Source organism: Flavobacterium flevense (assembly GCF_900142775.1).
Taxonomy (GTDB): Bacteria; Bacteroidota; Bacteroidia; order Flavobacteriales; family Flavobacteriaceae; genus Flavobacterium; species Flavobacterium flevense.
Genome location: NZ_FRCC01000001.1, coordinates 124,033 through 146,205, shown reverse-complemented (window position 1 = coordinate 146,205; position 22,173 = coordinate 124,033). Strand labels below are relative to the sequence as shown.

At 34.5% G+C, this 22,173-nt stretch carries 23 protein-coding genes; 17 read left to right on the top strand and 6 right to left on the bottom strand.

The features are described 5' to 3' along the window. Window positions 1-24: 24 nt before the first annotated feature. From hisS to BUB89_RS00620, 12 genes are all read left to right on the top strand, one after another. Entirely contained in the window at window positions 25-1,395 is a 1,371-nt protein-coding gene (gene hisS, locus BUB89_RS00670; RefSeq protein ID WP_073240872.1) for a histidine--tRNA ligase, read from the top strand. Between the two features lie 327 nt (window positions 1,396-1,722). Next, entirely contained in the window at window positions 1,723-2,301 is a 579-nt protein-coding gene (locus BUB89_RS00665) for a nucleotide exchange factor GrpE (RefSeq protein WP_073240870.1), read from the top strand. A gap of 48 nt (window positions 2,302-2,349) precedes the next feature. After that, on the top strand, window positions 2,350-3,462 hold the full coding sequence (dnaJ, locus tag BUB89_RS00660) for a molecular chaperone DnaJ (protein ID WP_073240868.1): 1,113 nt from the start codon (window positions 2,350-2,352) through the stop codon (window positions 3,460-3,462). A gap of 160 nt (window positions 3,463-3,622) precedes the next feature. Then, window positions 3,623-4,552 carry an ABC transporter ATP-binding protein gene (locus BUB89_RS00655; RefSeq protein WP_073240866.1) on the top strand — a complete coding sequence of 310 codons (930 nt, stop codon included), beginning with the start codon at window positions 3,623-3,625 and terminating at the stop codon, window positions 4,550-4,552. Window positions 4,553-4,616: 64 nt separating this feature from the next. After that, on the top strand, window positions 4,617-5,918 hold the full coding sequence (locus tag BUB89_RS00650; protein WP_073240864.1) for an ABC transporter permease: 1,302 nt from the start codon (window positions 4,617-4,619) through the stop codon (window positions 5,916-5,918). Window positions 5,919-5,923: 5 nt separating this feature from the next. Further along, on the top strand, window positions 5,924-6,772 hold the full coding sequence (locus BUB89_RS00645) for a mechanosensitive ion channel family protein (protein ID WP_073240862.1): 849 nt from the start codon (window positions 5,924-5,926) through the stop codon (window positions 6,770-6,772). A 28-nt stretch (window positions 6,773-6,800) separates the two neighbouring features. Beyond that, complete coding sequence (locus BUB89_RS00640) at window positions 6,801-7,964, top strand: sigma-54-dependent transcriptional regulator (RefSeq protein ID WP_073240859.1); 1,164 nt, start codon at window positions 6,801-6,803, stop codon at window positions 7,962-7,964. Between the two features lie 114 nt (window positions 7,965-8,078). Next, entirely contained in the window at window positions 8,079-8,765 is a 687-nt protein-coding gene (locus BUB89_RS00635) for a DEAD/DEAH box helicase (RefSeq protein ID WP_073240857.1), read from the top strand. Window positions 8,766-8,784: 19 nt separating this feature from the next. Continuing rightward, the gene (locus tag BUB89_RS00630) at window positions 8,785-9,003 is read left to right on the top strand and encodes a putative signal transducing protein (RefSeq protein ID WP_073240855.1); all 219 of its coding nucleotides are present in this window, start codon (window positions 8,785-8,787) and stop codon (window positions 9,001-9,003) included. A 111-nt stretch (window positions 9,004-9,114) separates the two neighbouring features. Next, a complete protein-coding gene (locus BUB89_RS18055) occupies window positions 9,115-9,282 on the top strand; it encodes a hypothetical protein (RefSeq protein ID WP_159434564.1) in 168 nt (55 codons plus the stop codon). A gap of 142 nt (window positions 9,283-9,424) precedes the next feature. Next, on the top strand, window positions 9,425-10,222 hold the full coding sequence (locus tag BUB89_RS00625) for a Cof-type HAD-IIB family hydrolase (protein WP_073240853.1): 798 nt from the start codon (window positions 9,425-9,427) through the stop codon (window positions 10,220-10,222). A gap of 165 nt (window positions 10,223-10,387) precedes the next feature. Then, a complete protein-coding gene (locus tag BUB89_RS00620; protein ID WP_073240813.1) occupies window positions 10,388-11,581 on the top strand; it encodes an IS4 family transposase in 1,194 nt (397 codons plus the stop codon). 37 nt (window positions 11,582-11,618) lie between these two features. Here the strand turns inward: BUB89_RS00620 and BUB89_RS00615 are convergent, their stop codons facing one another. Beyond that, window positions 11,619-12,257: a peroxiredoxin gene (locus BUB89_RS00615; protein ID WP_073240850.1), complete on the bottom strand. Its 639-nt coding sequence runs from the start codon at window positions 12,255-12,257 to the stop codon at window positions 11,619-11,621. Window positions 12,258-12,454: 197 nt separating this feature from the next. On the opposite strand from BUB89_RS00615, the gene BUB89_RS00610 reads away from it, so the two are divergent. Continuing rightward, on the top strand, window positions 12,455-13,531 hold the full coding sequence (locus BUB89_RS00610) for a calcium:cation antiporter (RefSeq protein ID WP_073240847.1): 1,077 nt from the start codon (window positions 12,455-12,457) through the stop codon (window positions 13,529-13,531). A 93-nt stretch (window positions 13,532-13,624) separates the two neighbouring features. Here BUB89_RS00610 and BUB89_RS00605 read toward each other — a convergent pair whose 3' ends face one another. Next, a complete protein-coding gene (locus tag BUB89_RS00605; protein WP_073240845.1) occupies window positions 13,625-14,536 on the bottom strand; it encodes an AEC family transporter in 912 nt (303 codons plus the stop codon). Between the two features lie 332 nt (window positions 14,537-14,868). On the opposite strand from BUB89_RS00605, the gene meaB reads away from it, so the two are divergent. Next, a complete protein-coding gene (gene meaB / locus BUB89_RS00600; RefSeq protein WP_234982493.1) occupies window positions 14,869-15,948 on the top strand; it encodes a methylmalonyl Co-A mutase-associated GTPase MeaB in 1,080 nt (359 codons plus the stop codon). Here the strand turns inward: meaB and BUB89_RS00595 are convergent. After that, on the bottom strand, window positions 15,945-16,175 hold the full coding sequence (locus BUB89_RS00595; RefSeq protein WP_073240840.1) for a hypothetical protein: 231 nt from the start codon (window positions 16,173-16,175) through the stop codon (window positions 15,945-15,947). The genes meaB and BUB89_RS00595 overlap by 4 nt on opposite strands. A gap of 70 nt (window positions 16,176-16,245) precedes the next feature. Further along, the gene (locus tag BUB89_RS00590; RefSeq protein ID WP_073240838.1) at window positions 16,246-17,622 is read right to left on the bottom strand and encodes an MATE family efflux transporter; all 1,377 of its coding nucleotides are present in this window, start codon (window positions 17,620-17,622) and stop codon (window positions 16,246-16,248) included. Between the two features lie 257 nt (window positions 17,623-17,879). Here BUB89_RS00590 and BUB89_RS00585 point away from each other — a divergent pair, with 257 nt between their 5' ends. Beyond that, a complete protein-coding gene (locus BUB89_RS00585) occupies window positions 17,880-18,422 on the top strand; it encodes a hypothetical protein (RefSeq protein WP_073240836.1) in 543 nt (180 codons plus the stop codon). 57 nt (window positions 18,423-18,479) lie between these two features. On the opposite strand, the gene BUB89_RS00580 is transcribed toward BUB89_RS00585, so the two are convergent. Beyond that, window positions 18,480-19,358, bottom strand: a complete 879-nt coding sequence (locus tag BUB89_RS00580; protein WP_073240834.1) for a PPK2 family polyphosphate kinase — start codon at window positions 19,356-19,358, stop codon at window positions 18,480-18,482. Window positions 19,359-19,537: 179 nt separating this feature from the next. Here BUB89_RS00580 and BUB89_RS00575 point away from each other — a divergent pair, with 179 nt between their 5' ends. Further along, window positions 19,538-20,374, top strand: coding sequence for a DUF6929 family protein (locus tag BUB89_RS00575; RefSeq protein ID WP_073240832.1), 837 nt, complete (start codon window positions 19,538-19,540; stop codon window positions 20,372-20,374). Between the two features lie 4 nt (window positions 20,375-20,378). On the opposite strand, the gene BUB89_RS00570 is transcribed toward BUB89_RS00575, so the two are convergent. Continuing rightward, a complete protein-coding gene (locus BUB89_RS00570; protein WP_073240830.1) occupies window positions 20,379-21,251 on the bottom strand; it encodes a L,D-transpeptidase in 873 nt (290 codons plus the stop codon). 202 nt (window positions 21,252-21,453) lie between these two features. Between BUB89_RS00570 and BUB89_RS00565 the strand changes: the two genes are divergently transcribed. Continuing rightward, window positions 21,454-22,170 (top strand): 3-ketoacyl-ACP reductase, encoded by a 717-nt coding sequence (locus BUB89_RS00565; RefSeq protein ID WP_073240828.1) that lies wholly within the window; start codon window positions 21,454-21,456, stop codon window positions 22,168-22,170. The last annotated feature ends 3 nt before the right edge of the window (window positions 22,171-22,173 follow it).

Here is a 22,173-nt window from a genome sequence, read left to right as displayed (position 1 = left end):
ACTTCTAACTTCTAATTTTAAAAAATGGCATCAAAACCAAGTATTCCTAAAGGAACAAGAGATTTTTCACCTGCTGAGGTGGCTAAACGACACTATATTATCCAGACTATAAAAAGTAATTTTGAGAAATTTGGTTTCCAACCGATAGAAACACCTTCGTTTGAAAATTCAGAAACCTTAATGGGAAAATATGGAGAAGAAGGGGATCGATTGATTTTTAAAATTTTGAATTCCGGAGATTATTTGGCGAAAGCCAATACTACTCATTTAGAAGCTAAGGATAGCGCCAAACTGACTTCCAGTATTTCCGAAAAAGCGTTGCGTTATGATTTAACAGTGCCTTTTGCAAGATATGTGGTGCAACACCAGAATGAAATTGAATTTCCATTTAAAAGATACCAAATCCAACCGGTTTGGCGCGCTGACAGACCCCAAAAAGGACGTTTTAGAGAATTTTTTCAATGTGACGCTGATGTGGTAGGTTCTAAATCCTTATGGCAGGAAGTAGAATTGGTACAATTATATGATACAGTTTTCACCGCTTTAGGTTTAAACGGAGTGACGGTTAAAATCAATAACAGAAAAATATTATCCGGAATTGCTGAGGTAATTGGTGCTTCGGATAAATTGATTGATTTTACAGTAGCCTTAGATAAACTAGATAAAATAGGCGAAGACGGTGTAAAAAAAGAAATGATTGAGAAAGGAATTACCGAAGAAGCGATTGTAAAAGTACAGCCGTTATTTTCTTTTTCGGGAACCATTTCTGAGAAAATAGCGCAACTTTCAGGTTTATTAGCTGCTTCGGAAGAAGGGATGAAAGGAGTGGAGGAATTACGTTTTATATGTGATAACGTGACTCAGCTAGGATTGTCAACCGCTATTTTAGATCTGGATGTGACTTTAGCCCGTGGGTTGAATTATTATACAGGAGCTATTTTTGAAGTGGCTGCGCCAAAAGGTGTTGCTATGGGTTCCATCGGTGGTGGTGGAAGATACGATGATCTGACCGGGATTTTTGGATTAAAAAACATGAGTGGTGTAGGAATCTCTTTTGGCTTAGACCGCATTTATCTGGTTGTTGAAGAGTTGGGATTGTTTCCGGAAACAGTTACGGCAAGCTCTAAAGCTTTGTTTATTAATTATGGAGATTCAGAAGCTTTTTATGCTTTGCAAGCCATTAAAAAATTGAGAGCTTCGGGTATAAAAGCCGAATTATATCCTGATAAGGCTAAAGTGGCAAAACAGTTTCAGCATGCTGATAAACGAAATATTCCTTTTGCAGTAATTGTTGGAGGTGAAGAAATGAGTTCGAATACTTATTCGTTGAAAAATTTAATTTCCGGAGAACAAGTAAGTCTGGATTTGGAAGGGCTGAAAAATGCTTTGCTATAATTTCGAAAAAAAAATAAATACAAAAAAAGCTTTGTCCCCTTTTAGACAAAGCTTTTTTTAGTATGAGTAATGGTGAATTAATAATTGTTTTGGAATCAATTTTAATTTTTATCTTCTAAAAATCAGAGATTGATTAGAACCTAGTAACAAACATATAGAATCTATTTGAAATATGTCTTAAAAAATTACTAAATTTTTATTTTAAAGATGTAAAAAAAATAATTTGAGAAAAAACGACTATTAAAAATAACTATTAGAAAAAAGAGTGACAATTTGACATTTAGTCTGATTTGGCAGTACTTTTGCTATCCAAAGGAAAGTGTAAAAATGAAGTTTAAGAATATTTTTAAAAATAAGGGAAATATGAGTACTGAGAATACAGAAATCGATAAAGAAAAGGATGAGGTAACAATTGAAAATACAGCAGGCGAAGAGCAGGCAGTTACTGAGGAGTTAAGTGTTGAAGAGCAATTAGCGAAAGACTTGGCGAGTGAAAAAGACAAACACTTACGATTATTTGCTGAATTTGAAAATTACAAAAGAAGAACTTCAAAAGAACGTATTGATTTATTTAAAACTGCTAATCAGGAAGTTTTATTAGCAATGTTGCCAGTTTTAGACGATTTTGACAGAGCTTTAATTGAAATTGCTAAATCAGAAGACGAGACTTTGACTAAAGGAGTGGAGTTAATTCATGAAAAACTGAAAAACACTTTATCTTCTAAAGGATTAGAATTAGTAGATGTAAAGGTAGGAGATGGTTTTGATGCTGATTTTGCAGAAGCAATTACTCAAATTCCTGCACCAACACCTAAATTAAAAGGAAAAATAGTTGATGTTCTTGAAAAAGGATATAAACTGGGAGATAAAATCATCCGTTTTCCAAAAGTTGTTATTGGGCAGTAATATGGAGTTAGAAATGTACAGCTGTGCATTTTAAAAAAATAAATACAAATGAAAAAAGATTTTTACGACATATTAGGTGTTTCTAAAAATGCGGACACTGCGGCAATAAAGAAAGCCTATAGAAAGAAAGCAATTGAGTTTCACCCTGACAAAAATCCAGGAGACAAAGCGGCAGAAGAAAAGTTTAAAGAAGCCGCAGAAGCTTATGAAGTTTTAGGAGATCCTGAAAAAAAGGCAAAGTATGACCAATATGGGCATCAGGCTTTTGATGGTTCCGGCGGATTTGGCGGTCATGGACATATGAATATGGACGATATCTTCAGTCAGTTTGGTGATATCTTTGGTGGCGGTTTTGGTGGCTTTGGCGGTGGCGGAAGCCGTGGCGGAGTACGTCGTGCTAAAGGAAGTAATTTGCGTATTAAAGTTAAATTGACTTTAGAGGAAATTGCTAATGGTGTAGAGAAAAAAGTAAAAGTGAAACGTAAGGTTCAGGCACCGGGAGTTTCTTATAAAACCTGTTCTACCTGTAACGGTCAGGGTCAGGTAATGCGAGTGACAAATACGATCTTAGGCAGAATGCAGTCAGCGACAACTTGTCCTGCCTGTGGCGGTTCCGGTCAAATTTTAGATAAAAAACCTGCTAATGCGGATGCTCAGGGAATGATTGTAGAAGACGAAACCGTTTCTATTAAAATTCCTGCCGGTGTTGTTGACGGGATGCAATTAAAAGTTTCTAATAAAGGAAATGACGCGCCAGGAAACAGTATTCCGGGTGATTTAATTGTTGCAATTGAAGAATTAGAACACGAATTCCTGAAACGTGAAGGCGAAAATTTACACTATGATTTATATGTAAGTTTCCCGGAAGCCATTCTTGGAGTTTCTAAAGATATTGAAGCCATTAACGGCAAAGTAAGAATTAAATTAGAAGAAGGAATCCAGTCCGGAAAAATTCTTCGATTAAAAGGAAAAGGAATTCCAAGCATCAACGGATATGGAAATGGAGATTTGCTGGTTCACGTAAATGTCTGGACACCTAAAACGCTGAATAAAGAACAAAAACAGTTTTTTGAGAAAAATTTAGAAGACGAAAATTTTTCACCAAATCCTGAAAAATCAGATAAATCATTTTTTGAAAAAGTAAAAGATATGTTTTCTTAAGCTTTTTTTATAAATGAACTAAGTTGTAAAAACCCATCCAAATAAAAATGAAGATGGGTTTTTTTATGCCACAATGTAATCTATTTAGGTAGTAATTATTTACTTTTACACACGCAAGGTCAAAAAGGCCACACTGAAGAAGAAAATTCAAAAAATCAGCATGAATACCTTATTAGAAGTCAATAAAGTAGTAAAGCAATACGGCAATTATGTAGCGCTTAACGAAGTTTCTTTAGCTGTTCCCCAAGGCAGTATTTACGGACTTTTAGGTCCTAATGGTGCCGGAAAAACTTCCCTTATTCGAATCATCAATCAAATTACGATGCCCGATAGTGGACAAATTATTCTGGATGGTGAAAAATTGCAACCCAAACACGTACAATATATAGGTTATCTTCCCGAAGAAAGAGGTTTGTACCAAAGTATGAAAGTAGGAGAACAATGCTTGTATCTGGCACAAATGAAGGGTTTGTCTAAGGCTGAAGCCAAAAAACAACTGGATTACTGGTTTGACAGATTGGGAATTCAAGGCTGGTGGAACAAGAAAATTCAGGAGCTTTCTAAAGGGATGGCGCAAAAGATTCAGTTTGTCGTTTGTGTGTTGCATCAGCCCAAATTATTGATTTTTGACGAACCGTTCTCCGGTTTTGACCCCGTAAATGCCAATGTCATTAAGGATGAAATTCTGGCTTTGAAAGAACAAGGGGCAACTATTATTTTTTCGACACATCGAATGGAGAGTGTCGAAGAATTATGTGATCATATTGCTCTGATTCATAAATCCAATAAATTAATCGAAGGAAAATTAGACGATGTTAAAAGACAGCATAAAACCAATAGTTTTGAAGTTGGAATTTTAACAGATAATGTAGAAAAGCTGATGTATGATATTACTCAGAAGTTTACGGTGAGTCCGGCTCATTTTAAATCTTTAAATAATGAATTAAAATTGGAAATTCAATTAGGGAATTCGGTTCCAAATGAATTATTGAATGTTTTAACCCAACGGGGGCAACTCACTCATTTTGTAGAAAAAATTCCAACGGTACACGATATTTTTATTCAAACGGTAACTGAAAATAAAGTTTAGATTTTCAGATTTCAGAGTGAAAACCTAAAATCTAAAGTCAGCAATCAAAATCTAAAATCAAGAAATGAGTATTACAACACTAATTATAAAAAGAGAGTTTTTTGCCAAAGTACGCAACAAATCTTTTATTGTAATGACTTTTTTAAGTCCGCTGTTATTTGTAGCGATAGCGATATTTGTAGGTTATTTAAGTGCTGCTGAAACTACTGTGAAAAGGGTAGCCATTCATGATGAAACCGGTTTATTTGTAAAGGATTTTTTGGCTCAAAATGCAGAAGACGGCGCTTATCAATATTTAGATTATTCGCAAATTGATAATCAGTTTTTAAAAGACAGTATTGTAAACAATGGTTATGAAGGGCTATTAATAATTCCCAAAACAACCGATTTAGAACACCAAATTGAGTTTGTTTCAAATGCCAGTCCCAGTGTTTCCTTTATAGAGAACGCACAGGCTGTTATAGCCGCAAAAATTACTCAGCTTAATTTTGAAAAGGCTCATTTAGATACTTTAGCCATCCGGAAAGCTCAGGCTAATGTCATTATTAACATTGCAAAAACATCAGGAGAACAAGGAGTAAAAGGACTTAATGAAGCTAAAATTGCTATAGGAGGTGCTTTTGGTTATCTGATTATGATGTTTATCATTATTTATGGCAATATGGTGATGCGCAGTGTCATCGAAGAAAAAACCAATCGAATTGTTGAGATTATCATTTCTTCGGTAAAACCCTTTCAGCTGATGATTGGAAAAATTATAGGAACCTCTCTTGCAGGAATTTTACAGTTTAGCATTTGGGTAATTATAGGACTTTCGTTGCTGTTTTTAGCTTCAGCGTTTTTAGGTGTCGATGTTGGTGCATCTGCTAATGTACCTTCAGAATTGCTGTCACAAACTGAATATGCCGGAACAGCGCAATTATTTATTAAGGAATTATGGAATTTGCCTATTGCCAGTATTCTGATAAGTTTTATGGTTTATTTTATTGGCGGTTATTTTTTATACAGTTCTTTTTATGCTGCAATTGGTGCTGCTGTTGATAATCAAACCGATTCTCAGCAATTCCTTTTACCCGTAATTATGCCTTTAATACTAAGTGTGTATGTTGGTTTTTTTAGTGTAGTAAATGATCCTGATAGTACTATTGCGGTTGCTTTTTCAATATTTCCATTAACCTCACCTATTGTGATGTTGATGCGAATTCCTTTTGGGGTTCCTTGGTGGCAAATTGCAATTTCATTAACTTTACTATTTGCTACCTTCTTGGGAGTAGTTTGGTTTGCAGCCAAAATTTATCGTGTGGGAATATTGATGTATGGTAAAAAACCATCCTGGAAAGAACTTTACAAATGGCTTAAATACTAAAAATTATGTGGCAGGATATTATTGATTTTGTTTCCTATGATTTTATAAACGGCAAGGATATAAAAATTTCTTTGTTAGATGTAGGACTAATAATTATTGCCATTGCAGCCACCTCCATTGTTTTAAAATTAATTCAGAAAATATTTAGCCGCAAACTTCCTCTTAACGATAAAAAGCGATTTAACAGTGTTTTTCAGGTTTTCAGGTATATTGTTTTTCTGTTTGTAATTGTATTGATTTTAAATGCTACAGGCGTAAATGTCAATGTACTTTTAACGGCTTCGGCAGCTTTATTTGTTGGATTAGGTTTTGCCTTAAAAACCTTTTTTCAGGATATTATTTCCGGAATATTGATAATTCTGGATCAGTCTTTGCATGTAGGCGATATCATAGAAGTAGATGGAAGAATAGGTGAAGTACAGGAAATAAAATTGCGTACTACTGTTATGTTTACCAGAAATGATCGTGTAATGGTGATTCCGAACCATAAGTTTATGGAAGATACGCTTTTTAACTGGACACAAAATAATGCCAGTAATCGCGAGAAAGTATCGGTCAGAGTAGCTTATGAAAGTGATGTTCGTTTGGTTGAAAAAGTACTTTTAGAAGCAGTAGATTCAGTAGAAGGAATTGTGCCTACCAGCAGAATCAATGTAACTTTTGACGAATTTGGAGATTCGGCTTTAGAATTTGCAGTCCATTTTTATGTGTATCACGGTATGCAGACTCCGGGAATTCAAAGCCAGATACGTTTTAAAATCTACGATTTATTTGCTAAAAACAATATTAGAATATCGTTTCCACAACTGGATGTACACGTTATCAAAACAGCTGCTGATTCTCAAAAAGAGTAAATCAGAGGTATTAAATTAAAAAATAACTATGAGTAAAATATTAATTATAGAAGACGAAGCTGCCATTAGAAGAGTGCTGACTAAAATTCTTTCTGAAGAAAATGAAAGTTATCAGGTCGAAGAAGCTGAAGATGGTGTTTCGGGTTATGAAAAAATAAAAAATAACGATTACGACTTGGTGTTATGTGATATCAAAATGCCCAAAATGGATGGTGTTGAATTGTTAGAAGAAGTCAAAAAAATAAAGTCTGAAATCCCGATAGTGATGATTTCCGGCCATGGAGATATGGAAACCGCAATTAACGCCATGCGTTTAGGAGCTTTTGATTATATTTCTAAACCACCTGATTTAAACAGATTATTAAACACGGTTCGCAATGCTTTAGACCGAAAACAACTGGTAGTTGAAAATAAAATTTTAAAGAAAAAAGTAAGCAAAAACTACGAAATGATTGGCGAAAGCGAAGCTATTAATCATATCAAAATGATGATTGATAAAGTCGCACCTACGGAAGCCCGTGTTCTGGTCACAGGTCCTAACGGAACCGGAAAAGAACTGGTAGCCCATCAGTTGCATGAAAAAAGTGAACGTGCGAGTTTTCCTTTAATCGAAGTGAACTGTGCTGCTATTCCGTCTGAATTGATTGAAAGTGAGCTTTTTGGCCATGTGAAAGGCGCTTTTACTTCGGCAGTTAAGGATAGGGCAGGAAAGTTTGAAGCGGCCGATAAAGGAACCATTTTCTTAGATGAAATAGGAGATATGAGTCTTTCGGCTCAGGCCAAAGTGTTGCGTGCTTTGCAGGAAAGTATGATTACAAGAGTGGGTGCTGACAAGGATATTAAAGTGGATGTACGTGTTGTTGCTGCTACAAATAAAGATTTGAAAAAAGAAATCGAAGAGGGACGTTTCAGAGAAGATTTATACCATCGGTTAGCGGTAATTTTAATTAAAGTACCTTCGCTGAATGACCGACGAGGAGATATTCCGTTATTGGTGACTCATTTTGCCGAAAAAATTGCTTCCGAACAAGGCACTGCAGTAAAGAAATTTTCGGACGATGCCATTAAATTGTTGCAGGAATACGACTGGACGGGGAATATTCGCGAATTACGCAATGTGGTAGAGCGTTTGATTATCCTTGGCGGAAGCCAGATATCTGAAAATGATGTGAAGCTGTTTGCAAGTAAATAAATTATTTCACAAAGATTCACAACGAGGAAATACAAAGCAACGCAAAAGAATTACAATTAAAACTTAGCGAATCTTCTTTTAAACCTAGCGAATCTTTGTGTAAAAACTATAAAAATGAAATTAAAAAAAATAAACGAAACCTTAAAGCAAGCTTTAATTGAAAATGGTTTAACAGAAGCGAATGACTTGCAACAAGAGACTTTTTCGACAATAAAAAGCGGTGTTGATTGTATTATTATTGCTCCTGAAGGAATGGGAAAAACCACGACAATTGTGATTAATGTGATTCAGCGATTGATTGGTGCCAATGAAGAATCGCCAAGAGCATTGATTATTGTTGAAGATAAAGCTAAAGTTTTAGAAATGGTAGCTCTGTTTGAAAAGTATGGAAAACACAGCGAACTTGAGGTTTATGGGATTCATGATAAAGGCGATACTGACTACGATAAAAATTATATTTCAACCGGAATTGACGTTTTAATTGGTACTCCTAACAAATTGAATGATATGTTTTCGTCGGCTGGTTATAATGTAAACCGATTAAAAATGTTCATTATTGATGATGCTGATCCAATGTTGAAATTACGTCACGAAACAAAGATTATGCGTATTTCGGGTAGTATTGCTAAAACACAACGAATCATTTTTGCAGACCAACTGACAGAAAGAATCGAAATTTTAGCTGAAAAGATGATGGAAGAACCTGAAATATTTGATTTTGAAGATGTGGAGTATGACGAGGAAGAATATGATGACGAAGATCAGGATGATGAAGATGAAACTGACAGAGAAGAAGAGTAAAAAATAAATAAAAAAAGATATGGGATTAATGAAGGTGTTTTCAGGGAGTGAAATATTAGCTTTGGCTCTGAAAGAAAAAATAGAAGCAATAGGTGTGGATGTGGTTATAAAAGACAATATTCAATCGGCGCGATTGGCAGGTTTTGGTAGTTTAGGTTCAGCAATAGAATTGTTTATTCAGGAAACTGATTTTGCTAAAGCCAATCCTGTTATTGAGGAATTTAGACTGAATATTTAATAGTTGTATATTTGTTATTCTAAATATTTTTCAAATGGATATAGCTGCAAAAAAAATAGAATTATTAGATTGGTTGCTTCATATAAATGATGAAAGTAAACTAAAAAAATAATGGCTCTAAAAACAATTTTAGACAAAGATGCTGTAGCTCATACTGTTAATGGTTATCCGGTAGATAAAGAAGAGTACATTTTGATGGTTAAGGAAGCTGATGAGCGAATTACTTCTGGCAACTATACCACAATTGAAGATTTAGAAAAGGAAATCGAGAATTGGTAAAATGAAAAAACCAATCCAAGTCCTTTGAGATAACCAGGCAAAAGCCGATTTAAAACTAATCCTGCTCCGCAAAGTTTTTAACTTTGAGGAGGCGAATTCCAGTCTCTGACTGCTTTATAAATATTAATATGAAATAATAAAAATGAAATACAAAATGTTAGTCCTGGACATGGATGATACCTTGTTGAATGACGACCATATCATTTCGGATGAAAACAGAGCCATGTTGGCTTTAGCCAAAGAAAAAGGAGTGAAAATTATTTTAGCTTCCGGTCGCCCAACAGCTGCGATGATTGAATATGCTAAGGATTTGGGATTGATGGATTCGTATATGATTTCGTTTAATGGTGGTGTGATTACTGATTTAACACGTAATGAAGTCATTTTTGAACAGAATCTGACTGTGGAACAAATTCATGATTTGTATAATTACAGTCAATACAAGAAAACCCATATTATTACTTATCTGGACGGAAATGTGATAAGCGAAACCTGTACTGAGTATATTGATATCGAAATAGACATTACAGGTTTAAAACACGAAGTGGTACCTGATTTTAAGGAAAGAGTGCAATTACCGGCAATAAAATGTATTTTGCTGGAAGAACCTAATTATCTAAAAGAAGTAGAAAAAGATTTGAAAGTCGCTATGCCTCATTTGAGTGTTTGTATGTCAAAGCCATTTTTTTTAGAAGTCGCCCAAACAGGAATCAATAAAGGAGCAAGTGTTAAATATCTGGCTGAAAAATTAGGTATTCATCAGAGTGAAATTATCGCAGTAGGAAACGCAGAAAATGATCTTAGTATGATTGAATATGCCGGTCTGGGTGTTTGGGTCGATAATGTAGAACCTGAGTTAAGACACAAAGGAGATTTAATTGTAGCTTCTAATAACGATCACGGTGTGGCTGAGGTAATTCGACGATTTATATTGGCTTAAGATTTTACAATTTATATTTAAACCATTAAGAAATTAAGGTAATTTAAGAGCTGTTCTTAAACTTGATTTTTTAATGGTTTTTTTGTGATGCTCCTCAAAGTCTCTGACCAATACTGTAAGGAACTTTATTATTAAAACAAAAGTATTATTTTTATTTTCCAATATATGAATGAATATTGGGAATACATGGGAATTAAAACAGAGGTAAAAGAAATATTAGGCTACATTTCAGAGGAACATCTTGATTTTTTCGCCCAAGAAACAATGGTTGATTGGAATGTGAAGAAATTAAAAGGCAAAGAGTTATTTAAACTTTGTGTTTTTGGAGTTTTAAATGAAAATAGAGCTAGTTCTAGAGTTTTTGAGAATTTTTATGAGAATCATTTTTTCTGCAAATACGCTCAAATACCTAAAAATAAAAGCGTCAGTCATAGTAGTATTGCAGAAAGAATAGGGAAAATAAATGTTTCCTATTTTGAAAAATTGTACAATCATACAGTTGCTGTTTTTCAAGAAAAACTCAATGAAAAAGACAAACTTAAATTAAGTTTATATGATTCGACCATTACCAGTTTATCTGCATCGTTGTTGCATTTTGGAATGCAAAATGGGATGAAAAACAAAAAAGGCGAACAAGGTAAAAACAGTATAAAATTCACTATTGGTTTTGATGGATTGCCATTTAATGTGAAGTTTCATCAAGACCAAAAAATGATTAGCGAAGATTTGGGTTTGGGAAATATTCTTGAAGAACACATTGCCAGCAAGAAAGATATTGCGGTTTTTGACAGAGGAATGAAGGAGCGAAAAACGATGGTTGAATTATCGGAAAACCAAAAGTATTTTGTAACCCGAATCTATAAATTATCTAAATATGTAGTTGCTAAAAATAGTGAAGAAACCTTGTTAGATATAGAAAATGAGTCGATTAAATTAGTCAAACACAGTAAAGTTCATTTGTATAGTAATCGAAAAAAGACCAAGCAAGTTTTTAGATTAGTGGAAGGAATGTTAAAATCGGATGGAGAAAAAATACTTTTTTTAAGCAACTTACCAGAAGATGAATTTACAGCCGAACAAATTACAGAGATTTATAAAAGACGTTGGGATATTGAACGCTTTTTTAGATTCATAAACTTTAAACACTATTTTTCAAGACAATGGAATGGAATTCAAGTGATGATTTATATCATTTTAATTGCATCAATATTACTATTGAGTTATATAAAACTCAATAAATTAAAAGGTTACAAAATACCTAAAATGTCATTTTGTAATCAATTACAAAATGAAATAATAAAAGAAGTAATTATACATTGTGGTGGAGACCCTAGTAAATTACAAACGTTTAATATATGAAGTCAAGTTCCTTACAGTATTGGAATGAAACCGTAAATTATTTATTAGGCTGCGGTGTCATTCTTAAATAATATTTGATTCTGTTGAATCCTTTTGGGAACTTAGCAGGAATATCTTCGTCTTTAATGGATGGAGAAATCACCACATCCTGACCGTCTTTCCAGTTGGCTGGTGTAGCCACACTATAATTAGCCGTTAATTGCAAACTGTCGATAACACGTAGAATTTCGTCAAAATTTCTTCCTGTTGAAGCGGGATAGGTCAAAATTAATTTGATTTTTTTATCTGCTCCAATAACAAATACGGAACGTACCGTGAAAGTATCATTAGCATTAGGATGAATCATATCATACAAATTAGCTACTTCTTTGTTTTCATCGGCAATAATTGGGTATTGTAAAGTGGTGTTTTGAGTTTCCTCAATATCTTTAATCCAGTTGACATGCGATTCTAATCCATCAACGCTTAATGCAATAACTTTGGTATTTCTTTTTTGGAATTCAGGAAAATAATTGGCTACTGTTCCTAATTCGGTAGTACAAACGGGTGTAAAATCAGAAGGATGAGAAAATAAAACACCCCATGAATCGCCTAGCCATTCGTGAAAATGTATGGTTCCCTGTGTTGTTTCTGCTGTAAAATCGGGAGCTGTATCTCCTAAACGTATTGTTGCCATTGTATATCTATTTTTAAATTTGAATAAAGTTAATCAAAAAAATAGCGATAGCCCTTTTTAATAAGAATAAATATTTGTTAAAGAGAAATGACTCTATTTTATTTTTTATAAAAAAATGATATATTACAAAAAACAAAGAAACTGACTCAAAGTTTAATTTCTTTACAAAATAGTTTAACCTATCTTAATTTATCAGAATGAAAAAATTACTTCAATGGACCATTATTATTCCTGTACTTTCTTGGGTTCTTTTTTTTAGCGGACTCATAGAAAGCAGTAATATATTTCAAATTATTGCTAGTTTCCTACTTATATTTAGTGTAATGTCGGCAGTACATCATTCTGAAATAATTGCCGAAAGAGTTGGAGAGCCTTATGGAACAATTATTCTGGCAATATCTATAACTATTATTGAAGTTTCTATTGTTGTATCCTTAATGTTGTCTGATGGTCCTGCGGCAGCTTCTTTAGCAAGAGATACTGTATATGCTGCTACCATGTTAATTCTTAACGGAATTATTGGACTATGTCTTTTTATTGGTGCATTAAAACACTATGAGCAAAACTTCTCTCCTTCTTCAGTTACAATTGGTTTAGTTTCTTTGGTATCTATTATTGTGTTCACATTAGTGTTTCCTACTTTCACTGAAAGTGTTTCTGGTAGTTATTATTCAATACCACAACTTGTATTTGCCTCTATAGCCTGTCTCGTTATTTATTCCTCTTTTTTGTTTGCACAAACTAAAAGATACCGACAATATTTCCTAACGATTGGTGAAGATGAAAATGAGGAAAAAACAGTGCCCTTCCCGATTAACAACAAGATATTCATAACTAGCCTTGTATTTCTAATAGTAAGCTTAGGAATTGTTGTGTTATTAGCAAAAACGTTATCTCCTACAATTGAAAGTATCATTATAAGTTATAATCTGCCCAAAACACTAGTAGGTGTAGTAATAGCGGCCATTATTTTACTTCCCGAAGCCATTGCTGCTATCATCGCTGCCCGAAAAAACAAACTCCAAACGAGTATCAATCTTGCATTGGGTTCGGCTTTGGCAAGTATTGGACTAACTATTCCTAGCGTTGCTATTGTGTGTATAATGCTAGACATGCCCATTATACTAGGTCTTGACATTAAATCTATTGTCCTACTGGCATTATCTGTTTTCACCGTTATGCTATCATTAAGTAAAGGAAAGTCAAACATTGTTTACGGAGTAGTGCTACTGGTAAATTTATTTGCTTTTATATTCTTGATGATTTATCCTTGATAAGCAACAATAATTTTTTGTTCAGTTTATTTTCTTTTTTAGAAATACAGGAACACCTATTTTTTTTAAAACTTTCAAAAGATAAAAAAAGCTTTAAATAAACTGCAAAACCAAATACCAAAAAGCTAATGTTACAAACGAAATGGGAATCCCAAAACCAATCATCATACTACTTAACCGGGGCTTTAATCCGTGGGAAGTAGCCAGAATACTTGCCATAATCATGGGTGCCATCGCGGCTTCGATAATAGCAACCTGAATCATTAGGGAGTTCTGTTTCAGGATGACAACATACAATAAAAATAGTATGGCAGGAGTGATTAAAAGCTTATAAGCTAAGCCAATCCAGAGAAATTTCCAATGTTTGCTTCGGCTGTCAAAATGCAATTGTAAACCAACAGAAATCATCGCTAATGGAGTGAGCAGACTTCCTAATTTTTGAAAAGCAAACTGCAGATAATCATGAAAATCCAAATCCAATATATTAGCCATACATGCAACTAAAAAACAAATAAAAGGAGGGAACAACAGGACTTTTTGAGCAATTTTAGCACTGCTGGTTGCTTCTTTAGAATACAATGTTGCCACAACTACCGCAATAGTAGAAAGTACTACAAATGTTCCCGGCTGATCGACCAAGATTGCCATTTTTAAGCCATCAGAACCATACAATGCATTAACGATAGGATATCCTAAAAAAGAAGTATTTCCCAGGCCTGCAGTTATAATCAAACAACCTGTTAATTTTTTAGACCAGCCATATTTTTTACCTAAAAAACGAAATAAAAAGAAGGCAATCGTGAATCCGATCCAAGTAACACCAATAAGATAGAGTAATTCATTATCCCAACGAACTTTTGGAATATAATACAGTGCTAAAGCCGGAAGACAGCAGTAAACAACAAATTTATTTATCAGCTTATAACTATCAGAAGGAAACCATTTAACACGTTGCAATGCAACACCTGCCAGTAAATAGACAAAAATTAGAATAATATTGATCATAATGCTGCAAAGATATTTACTAATTTGCTAGTATCATAAACATATCCATAATATCACAAGACAAACACAGCTGTTAAAAAAACTTGGAGAGTTTTGAGAATCTTTGCGGTTATATTTTACCACTGATTACACAGAAGAAAGCTTTGTAAACATTACACCATCCTTTTTGCGAAACTTTGTGATTAAAATTTCAGCCACAGATTCAAAAAATTTTCACAGATTTACTAAAAAAACTTTGTGTTTCTTTGCGTCTACTTTGTGAATCTTCGGGGTAAAAAACAACGCTGGATTTCCCTCCAAATGTATTATTTTTACAAAAAGCATTCTGTATTTTGAAAAAAAATAAAGCCAACCCAAACGACAATCAGGACAGTTCTGAAATTTTTAATGCGGCTGTGTTGAAAAAAATTCAGCAGGCACGGATGGCACAAACCAGTGCCGAGGAACTTGTAGTGGGAATTTTATCAGCAAATATTAGTGCGTTGAGCAGAGCTATTACTGTAATTGAAAGCAGCAATAAAAATCATTTTGCTAAAGCCAATGCGATTATCAATTCCTGCCTGCCTCATGCTAACCAATCTGTACGGATAGGTATTACAGGAGTTTCCGGAGCAGGAAAAAGCACTTTCATCGAAGCTTTTGGGAAACATCTAAGCAGTCTGGGTAAAAAAATAGCGGTTTTAACAATTGACCCAACCAGCAGTATTTCGCACGGAAGTATTCTGGGTGATAAAACCAGAATGGACGAATTATCGAAAGATCCTAATACGTATATCAGACCATCAGCATCAGGAGAAACACTGGGCGGAGTGGCTCGCAAAACCAGAGAAACTATTATACTTTGTGAAGCAGGCGGTTTTGATGTCATTATAATTGAAACCGTCGGTGTAGGTCAAAACGAGATTGCCGTTCACAGCATGGTCGATTTTTTCTTATTGTTACAAATTTCAGGAGCTGGTGACGAATTACAAGGTATAAAAAGAGGTGTTATCGAAATTGCAGATGCTATTGTATTTAACAAATCAGATGGCGACAATATCGATAAAACCGAACAAGCAAAAGCCGAACTGAATCGTGCTTTGCATTTTTTTCCTCCTAAAAAATCCGGATGGATTCCTAGTGTATCCAGCTGTAGTGCTAAAAATAATCAGGGAATAGCACAGGTAGAACAGATGATTACAGACTATATCGAACTCACAAAAAGCAATACTTATTTTGACAAAAAAAGAGCGGAACAAAATGAATTCTGGCTATTAGAAACCATTAACGACCAATTAAAACAAAATTTTTACGGAAATACTGAAATTCAAAATCTATTAGAAAAAACTAAAAAAGCGGTGCAAAATAATGAATCTTCACCTTTTGCAGCCGCCCAGTTATTAATTGAAACTTATTTTAATTCTAAAGACTAATCTTGTTCGTAACGCTCCATTTCTCTGTCATAGAAAGCATTGGCCTGTTCGATTAATCCTTCCATTTCGGCATTTAATTCTGCTTCGTCAAGATCTTCAGCTTCTTCCATAAATTCTACTTCATCATCTTTCAGATTAATAATAAATCTTGGATAATCTAAATGAATGATAAAAATATCATCCGGAAAATCAGTGTTGTCGCCAAGTAAAAATTTAGGTAATTCCATGCTGTAATTAATTTGATTTATTTGTTGAATTGCCGTTTTCTATTTTAAAAACGACAATTATTTCTTGTTTTTAATGTTTCTCTAAGATTAATCGTTTTGTTAATCTGATAAAGCGAATATACAAAAATAAAGCTGCCATAGTTAATCCTGCCAAAAGTCCAATCCAGATTCCCACTGCTTTTAAACCGGTATAAAAACCCAGATAAATGGACACCGGGAATCCCACAACCCAGTAGGCTACAAAGGTAATATACATAGGAACTTTAGCATCCTGCAAACCTCGCAATGCACCTAAAACTACTGCCTGAATCCCATCTGAAATTTGGAAAACAGCCGCAATTAGCAGTAATTGAGCTGCTATAGTTATTACTTCCATATTGGCTGCTAAATCAGCTGTATTATCCATATCTACAAACAAAACCGGCATTTGTTCACGAAATAAAACAAAAAACAAGGCAAAGAAAATTTCTAATAAAATAGCCAGTAAAAAGATAGAAAAAGCCACAATTTTCATTTTTTTATAATCACCTAAGCCTTTTTGATTTCCTATTCTGATAGTGGCAGCAACACTTAATCCCATGGCAAACATAAATGTAAAGGAAGCCAGACTCAACGCAATCTGATTAGCCGCCTGATAAGCGATTCCTAATCGGCCCGAAAGCCAGACCGCGGCAGTAAATAAACCTACTTCAAAAAACATTTGCATCGATGAAGGAGCACCTAAGCGTATGATTTTCAGATTGATTTCACGCTGAATATTTTTAAACGAAAAACCCTCAAAAAAAGGATGAAACTTAACGTTTTTCTTCATCTTGTAATGCATATATCCCAACATTACAAAACGGGAAACAATGGTCCCGATGGCGGCACCCACAATACCTAATTCGGGAAAAATCCAAATTCCGTAAATGAAAATGTAATTCAAAACCACATTTACCACATTTCCTAAAATAGTTGCCCACATAGAATATTTGGTTTCACTCATTCCATCAGCAAATTGTTTATAACCCTGAAAAAGAATCAACGGCACTAACGAAAATGCCACAATATCAAGATAAGGCTGAGACAATTCTACCACATTATCGGGCTGTCCCATGAATACGATAAGCTGTTTGGCAAAAAACACCAATACAAACAGAAAAAAACCTAAAAAAGAGCATAAATACAAACCATGATGAAACACGCTTCTGCCCTTTTGGATATTCTGTTCACCGTCGGCCTCGGCAGCCAAAGGGGTTATAGCGGTCGAAAAACCTATTCCTAACGACATGGCAACAAAAATAAAACTGTTGGCTAATGAAACCGCTGCTAATTCAGTTGGACCTAATTTTCCCACCATTACATTATCAACAATTCCAACAACAGTATGCCCAATCATTCCCAAAATGATAGGATAAGCCAAACGTAAATTATAGGAGAATTCTTTGATATAAGTAGCTAGAGTCACTTTGATTTTTTTAAGGCGACAAAGGTAAGCAGAAGTAAATCGACAGCAAGGTGTAATCCCAATATTTATACAACAAAAAAATGCTGTTAAAAAAATTCGTTAGCTAATTGATAGTCAATTGCTCCCGTTTTATAAATACAAAAAAGCAAAAAACAGCACAACATTTAAAGCTAACCATCGTTTATTAGCTCTATAACTACCCTGATTATGGGTGATTTTTATAAAATGAAGAAAAAATAATTAAACCCCCTCGAATCATGAAAACAACAAAAAAATTTACAGCTGCCTTTCTTTTTGCATTGGCATTATTTACTTTTAACGGAGCAAAAGCTCAGGAAACAGCCTCATATGACCAGGGCTTCCGTTTAGGATTTGGCTTAAATGGTGGTTATTCCACCGAAGATCCGTACAAAGCTGCTGTCGGTGGTGATGTTCGCCTGCAATATGATTTAACTAAAAGGTATTCGATAACCTTAACCACAGGTTATAACCACATCTTTGTAAGCGAAAGCGATGGAAAAGACTTAGGTTTTATTCCTGTCAAAGCAGGTCTAAAAGCCTTTGTATGGAACGACCAGTTTTATTTAACCGGTGAAGCAGGAGCCGCTTTTTCAGTAGCTAATAATTACAACCAAACCTCTTTATTGTTAGCTCCGGGAATTGGATATGCGACTAAATACATTGATATTTCAGCTCGTTACGAACATTATTCTGATTTTAAAACAATCAATAATGATGGTACTCCGGGACAAGGTTTTGGACAGGTAGCCCTTCGACTGGCTTATGGTTTTAAACTATAAAATTTTAAAATGTATCTAAAAAAATACCTGATAGCTTCAACGTTATCAGGTATTTTTTTATTCTTTAGTCAGCTGTTCTTTGTACATAGCAAAATTCATTTTGATCTTATCGTCTAATTCGGGTTCTTTGATATCGGTATGTTTTTGCATTTCTTCCCATATAATTTTTGCCACAATATAGCGGGACATTTCCTTATCATCTGCCGGAATTACATACCATGGCGCATTTTCAGTACTGGTTTTATTTATTGCTTCCTGATAATAATTCATATAATCTTGCCAGCGGTCTCTTTCTTTTAAGTCTCCCGGCGAAAATTTCCAGTGATGTTCTTCTTTTTCTAAGCGTCTTAACAGCCTTTTACGTTGCTCTTCTTTGCTTAAATGCATATAAAATTTCAAGACAATAGTTCCGTTTTGGGTCAGGTGTTCTTCAAAATTTCTAATCTGTTGCATTCTGTTTTCCCAAAATTCAGGAGTAATATCATCTACACTTTCAATTCCTGGCAAATTCTCATTCATGATGTATTCCGGATGCACTCTGGTCACTAAAACATTCTCATAATGTGTCCGGTTAAAAACCGCAAATTTCCCTTTTTCAGGCAAAGCCAGATAATGTCTCCACAAATAATCATGCTCCAGCTCAGTAGAATTTGGTGTTTTAAAACTATGCACCACCACTCCACGAGGATTAAACTCCTTAAAAACTTCTCTGATTAAGCTGTCTTTTCCAGAAGTATCCATGCCTTGCAAACAAATTAAAACCCCGTAGCGATTATGAGCATACATCACATCCTGCAAGGCACTCAGCTTAGCCTGAACCTCATCTAACTTGTCCTCTTTAGCATCATCACTCGCTTCATTAAACAAATTAGTTGGAATTTGTAACAAATCAATCTCTTTAATTACTTTAAAATCATCCGGATTAATGGCTTTCATAGGCAATATTTTAGCTTTATATTATCAAATATAAGGAATAAATACTATAATTTTAGCCTTTTAAATAGCTTTATCAGGAGCTGTTTCCGGTTATTCGCTATATCTTTAGCTCCTTAAAGAAAGGAGCTAAAGGATACCGCTGCTACCCGGGCTATACAATCTGTTTTCAAAATAAATATATGGAAAAATTCACACTCGAAATACTATTTCACATCATCGGGATTGGCGCTGCTTCAGGATTAATCTACAAAGATAATTCGCTGTATATCATTAGTGACAACAGCAATTTTTTATATGAATACCAAATGGATTCTCATGATTTAAAACGTCACGCTTTATCATCAAATCCTGCTGAAAACATTCTCAAAAAAGACAAACCTGATTTTGAAGCCATAACCCTTTTTCAGGATACTCTTTATATATTTGGCTCTGGTTCAACTGCCAACAGAAACAAAATGATCGAATTTGATTTGGCACAAAAAAAGAAAATCGTTACCAATGATTTAAGTAATCTGTACGAAGTAATGCAAAATTTTGCCTCCATAAAACCGGAAGACTTTAATATTGAAGGCATCATGCACGATGGCGAAAACTGGTATTTTTTAAATCGCGGTAACGGAATTGCGAATAAAAACACACTCCTTAGTGTTCATGCTAAAAAACTGGATCAGGAATTCAGCTTACTTGCTAATGACTATAAATTACCTAAGATAAAAGGAGTCCGTACCAGTTTTACGGATGCCGTATTAGTAGATAATGCCATTTATTTTTTGGCCACAGCCGAAAATTCCCAATCCACTTATGATGATGGGGAAGTATTAGGAAGTATCATAGGACGTATAAACTTAGAAACTATGAAAATTGATTTCACTAAAAAAATTAGCCCAACAAATAAATTTGAAGGGCTAACTGTATATGCAAAAACCGAGCATCAAATCCAGTTTTTACTGTGTGAAGACAAAGATTCTGATGTTCTTGAAAGTGCTATTTATAAATTAACAGTTGATTTAAAATAAATATTTACAAAGCGGCTCTCTTTTTTTGCTCACTCATAATGCTGTCTTTAAAAGGCTTCACCACTCTGGCGACTTCTTCTTCCGAAATGTCGAGTGCTTCAGCATCATCTACCAGTTTCAACCAGGGTTTTGGCGCTTTAAAATCATAATTCCCAAAAACAATTACCGGTGTTCCTTTTACCTTAACGGTTTCGTTGTCTTCAAGAACCCATTCGTCAGCCCAGTCATAAAGATATCGGGCATCCTGTTCCTGTAATCTTAAACAAGAATGCGAAGCCGGATAACCCGGTAAAGTATATTGATGAAATCCCACTCCCAGTTTATTTTCGATATTAAAATTCCATTTTAAAATCCATTCATCATTAAAAGTACTGGTAGTTTCTTCTGCTTTCCAATTTGTAAAAAACAAACCTGTGGGAGTTGGATCTTTTTCTCTTCCCATATTTGTGGGTCCCGTATACACTAAACGCCCTTTATCATAAGCAACAAAAGTTTGTGTAGGGTATGAAAATAAAATAATCTTATTTATGTCTTGCAAAGCCTTCACTTCCAGTGGAAAAGGCATGTAAAATTCGATATCACCACTACCGTCTTTGGGAACAATAATAGAATCCATTTTTTTTAAATTAGCTGCATCAGTTCTGTTTGCTGCGTATACTAATTTTAAGTAGGCTTCATTGGTTTTATTTTTTGCTAACCATTCTTTGGTATTTACCATTTGGTACGCCACTTTTTCCTTAGGTTCGTGACGCACGGGACTTTCTATGGTTTCCATAATAGTTTCTTTTTCCTCGACAGCTTCTTTGCTCTCCTGCTTTTTGCAGCCAACAAATAAAAGGGTAGCCAGACCAATAAATAGTAAGATTATCTTTTTCATATTCTGATGTTAAAATTTGTAATGTGTCTTGAATTTTCTCAAATCCTTCCAATTGTAAAATTCATACTTTTTATCTCACTTTTTGTTACGTAATTTTCAGAAAATCTTATCATATTTAAAGACACTCCTTTTTTAACTTTTTAATACCATTTAAAAAAAACGAAACCTTTAAATTTGTTTAACAAATGAAAACAAAACAGCAATGAACGATTTGAAAAATAAAAACGCACTCATTACAGGAGCAGGAAAAGGAATTGGAAAAGCAATTGCAATTGCCCTGGCAAAAGAAGGGGTAAATTTAATCTTAGTAGCCCGTACCCAATCAGAAATTGATGCTGTTGCACAGAAAGCACAGACTCTTGGTGTAAAAGCCATTGCGATAACTGCTGATGTGGCTAATATGGAATCTGTAAACACAGCCATTGAAAAAGCCTTAGCCGAATTTAAAACTATTGATATCCTTATCAACAATGCCGGAATTGCCGCTTTTGGTAAATTTTTAGATTTAGAACCTACCGAATGGGAACGCATCATTCAGGTGAATTTAATGGGGATTTATTATGTGACCCGTGCCATTTTGCCTAATATGATCGAGAGACAAACGGGCGACATCATCAATATTTCATCAACAGCAGGATTAGCAGGAAATGCATTGACCAGTGCTTACAGTGCTTCTAAATTTGCTGTTCTGGGTTTAACTGATTCTCTAATGCAGGAAATGCGCAAACACAACATCCGTGTAACCGCTTTAACGCCAAGTACTGTGGCTACTGATATGGCGAAAGATTTAAACCTGACCGACGGAAACCCTGAAAAAGTAATGCAATCCGAAGATATTGCCGAATTGATTATCGCACAATTAAAACTCAACCGTCGCGTGTTTATCAAAAACAGCAGTATCTGGTCTACAAACCCATAATTA